This window comes from Phenylobacterium sp. (assembly GCF_031181185.1).
Lineage (GTDB): Bacteria > Pseudomonadota > Alphaproteobacteria > Caulobacterales > Caulobacteraceae > Phenylobacterium.
Window position 1 is genome coordinate 1 of record NZ_JAPSKZ010000274.1, and the last position, 2,958, is coordinate 2,958.

A 2,958-nucleotide genomic window follows, 5' to 3' on the forward strand; every position below is an offset into this window, starting at 1 on the left:
CGGTCTCGGCCTGCAACACCATCTCCGGCATCGGTCGCGACGTGCAGGCCGCCGGCGACGCCGTCACCTCCGGCGCCGAGAGCGCCAGGCGCTAGTCGTAGCGGACGCCGGTCAGGTACAGGCCGTCTGACGGCGCCACCGGCCCGCAGGCCGCCCGGTCCCGCGCCTCCAGCGCCCGCGCCACGTCCCCGACCTCCCAGCGGCCCAAGCCGACCTCCACCAGGGTGCCGGTCATCGACCGCACCTGGCGATGCAGGAAGCTGCGCGCCTCGAAGGTCAGATGCACTTCCTCGCCGGCCCGTTCGACCCGGGCGACGTCCAGCGTCTTCAGCGGCGACTTGGATTGGCAGTTCACATCCCGGAAGGTGGTGAAGTCGTGCAGCCCGATCAGGCCCTGCGCCGCCGCGTGCATGGCCCCGGCGTCCAGCGGCTTCTTCACGTGCCAGACCCGGCCGCGGTCCAGCGCCGGCCGCCCGGGCCGGTTCAGGATGCGGTAGAGATAGCTGCGCCCCGTCGCCGAGAAGCGCGCGTGCCACTCCGGCTCCGCCTCGGCGCAGTCCAGCACCGACACCGCCTCGTGGACCATATGGGCGTTGAGCGCATTCATCACCGTCCGCGCCGGCCACGACTTGGACAGGTCGAGGCCCACCACCTGCCCCGTGGCGTGCACCCCGGTGTCGGTGCGACCCGCCGCGGCGATGCGGACCGTCTCGCCCGAGAAGGCGGTCACCGCCGCCTCCAGGGCGCCCTGCACCGTCGGCTGGCCGGCCTGGGCCTGGAAGCCGTTGTAGCCCGAGCCGTCGTACTCGATGGTCAGCCGGTATCGCGGCATGAGCGTCTCCCTACCGCTCGCCCCGCCGCGGCTCGCTGCTTGAGGGAGTCAGCGTGGTCCCGGCGGGGATCGGGAAGCCGCGCAGCATCTCGTCCGCGCCCTGGGCCGCCTTGCCCGGCCGCTGCACGGTCAGCAGGCGCACCGCGCCCTCGCCGCAGGCCACCCGCAGGCCGTCGTCCAGCACCTCGCCCGGCGCGCCCCCGCCCGTCTCGGCCACGCGCGACATCAGCGCCTTGATCCGCACCGGCCCGTCCGCGCCGGGGGCCTCGAACCAGGCGCCGGGGAAGGGCGACAGCCCGCGAATATGGGCGTCCACCTCCGCCGCCGGCCGGGTCCAGTCGATGCGCGCCTCGGCGGGAGTGATCTTTCGGGCGTAGGTTGGCTCGCCCGTCTGGGGAGTCCCGGTCGCCCCGCCGCGTTCGATGGCGGCCAGCGCCCGCGGCCACAGGCTGGCGCCGACATGGGCCATCCGCTCGGACAGGGTCGCCGCGGTGTCGTCCGGGCGGATCTCCATCACCTCCGACAGCAGGATCGGCCCCTCGTCCAGCCCCTCGCTCATGCGCATGATCTGCACGCCCGTCTGCCGGTCCCCGGCCATGATGGCGCGCTGGATCGGCGCCGCCCCGCGCCAGCGCGGCAGCAGCGAGCCGTGAAGGTTGAAACAGCCCAGCCGCGGCGCCTCCAGCACCTCGGGCTTCAGGATCTGGCCGTAGGCGACGACGCAGGCCGCATCGACGTCCAGGCTGCGGAAGGTCTCGACGGCCTCGGCCGCCTTCATCGACTCCGGCGTGAACACCGGCAGGCCCATGGTCTCCGCGAAGGCGTGCACCGGCGACGGCGTCAGCTTCTGGCCCCGCCCCTTCGGCCGCGGCGGCTGGCTGTAGACGGCCACGACCTCATGGCCGCTGGCGATCAGCTCGGCCAGCGACGGCACGGCGAAGTCGGGGGTACCCATGAAGGCGAGGCGCATGCGGGCGGTGTGCCTCAGCGAGGGGCTTGGAACAAGGTGGAGCGGGGGCGCGGATCTGGCCAACCGAATGCACACCAAGGCCGCGATGCAGCTTCCGACCCGTTGTGGACCTTGGTTCGTTGGAGCAACTGCGCGCGATGAGACGCCCCGTGGACCACTGGATCATTGCGGTCGGCAGCACGCTCGGAATCTTGAGCGTGACGGTTCTCGCCGTAGGGCAGACCCCAATCGGGAAGGGCGTGTTGCTGCTCTACGGATGCATGTTCGAGGGAACTTGCATATGACTCACGTCCGCTGCTCAGCCTGCCACCAAGGTCTGCTATCCACCCTCTGGCGACAGACCGCTCCCGACCCATAGCGGACGCCGGACTGCTACTGTTGTTCGGTAGCAGCGTCCTCTTCGCACGACCCGGTGCTGATGAACCAGCCGAGCCCGTCGCCTGCCGCCTCCGTGTAGTTCATCGCTTCATCGACGCGTAGCATCAGTGCATCGGAGCGGATCGAGACCGTAGCGGTGGCGTCATCGCCAAAGTGAAACCACGCGTCCGGAGAAACTGCGCATCCCGTCTGATCGCATCGACTATATTCTCGCGACTGGATGTTGAAACGCGACCAACTGTCGGGCGTCACATCCCGACACCCGGACGCATCGCAATAGACCTTCCTGTCCGGTTTGCAGGTCCAGGTTGGAGCCAGCAAAGACTGCGGGGCCTGAGACAGGCCGAGGAAGACTGCGATCAGAATTTTCACGGCACCATCATCCCAAGCTGAACGCGTCCTAAAATCGAGACACAGCGTTGCACGTCCCGATGTCCGGTTTCCACCCTTAGGTGACCGTCAGCTCCCGACCCATTGCAGACATTGCCATCACGGTGCCTGCGGCTACGCTTATGCCATGACGGAGTATAGCTGCCAGGAACGCTATGAGAGCCCTGATGGGCGATCAGCCGTAACGATTGAAGAGGGCGATCATGGCCTCTGTTGTTTCACGGTCTGGCAGTGGGTAGCTGCACAAGGTGACGGTAGCGAGTTCGACCACGCATACTGGGCGCCAAGCCGATACTCGGGGCTATATGCGACCGCTGCCGAGGCGAAAGAAGCAGCCAAAGCTGAAGTGGACTGGTTCCCATCTTAGGTCCGCTTCACGGCGTGCCGC

The 2,958-nt window shown here is 68.6% G+C and carries 4 protein-coding genes; 1 reads left to right on the forward strand and 3 read right to left on the reverse strand.

The genetic code is table 11. The features are described from left to right. Positions 1-20: 20 nt before the first annotated feature. A complete protein-coding gene (locus RIF93_RS19690) occupies positions 21-95 on the forward strand; it encodes an entericidin A/B family lipoprotein (RefSeq protein WP_375163903.1) in 75 nt (24 codons plus the stop codon). Here the strand turns inward: RIF93_RS19690 and truA are convergent. From truA to RIF93_RS19705, 3 genes are all read right to left on the reverse strand, one after another. Beyond that, complete coding sequence (truA, locus tag RIF93_RS19695; protein ID WP_309093143.1) at positions 92-832, reverse strand: tRNA pseudouridine(38-40) synthase TruA; 741 nt, start codon at positions 830-832, stop codon at positions 92-94. The genes RIF93_RS19690 and truA overlap by 4 nt on opposite strands. A gap of 10 nt (positions 833-842) precedes the next feature. Beyond that, entirely contained in the window at positions 843-1,802 is a 960-nt protein-coding gene (gene fmt / locus RIF93_RS19700) for a methionyl-tRNA formyltransferase (RefSeq protein WP_309093144.1), read from the reverse strand. 372 nt (positions 1,803-2,174) lie between these two features. Beyond that, positions 2,175-2,552 carry a hypothetical protein gene (locus RIF93_RS19705; RefSeq protein ID WP_309093145.1) on the reverse strand — a complete coding sequence of 126 codons (378 nt, stop codon included), beginning with the start codon at positions 2,550-2,552 and terminating at the stop codon, positions 2,175-2,177. Positions 2,553-2,958: the final 406 nt, after the last annotated feature.

What these genes read in the sequence shown, in the direction of transcription:
- truA (WP_309093143.1), bottom strand. Translation starts at nt 832, where the DNA reads ATGCCGCGATACCGGCTGACCATCGAGTACGACGGCTCGGGCTACAAC.
- fmt (WP_309093144.1), bottom strand. Translation starts at nt 1,802, where the DNA reads ATGCGCCTCGCCTTCATGGGTACCCCCGACTTCGCCGTGCCGTCGCTG.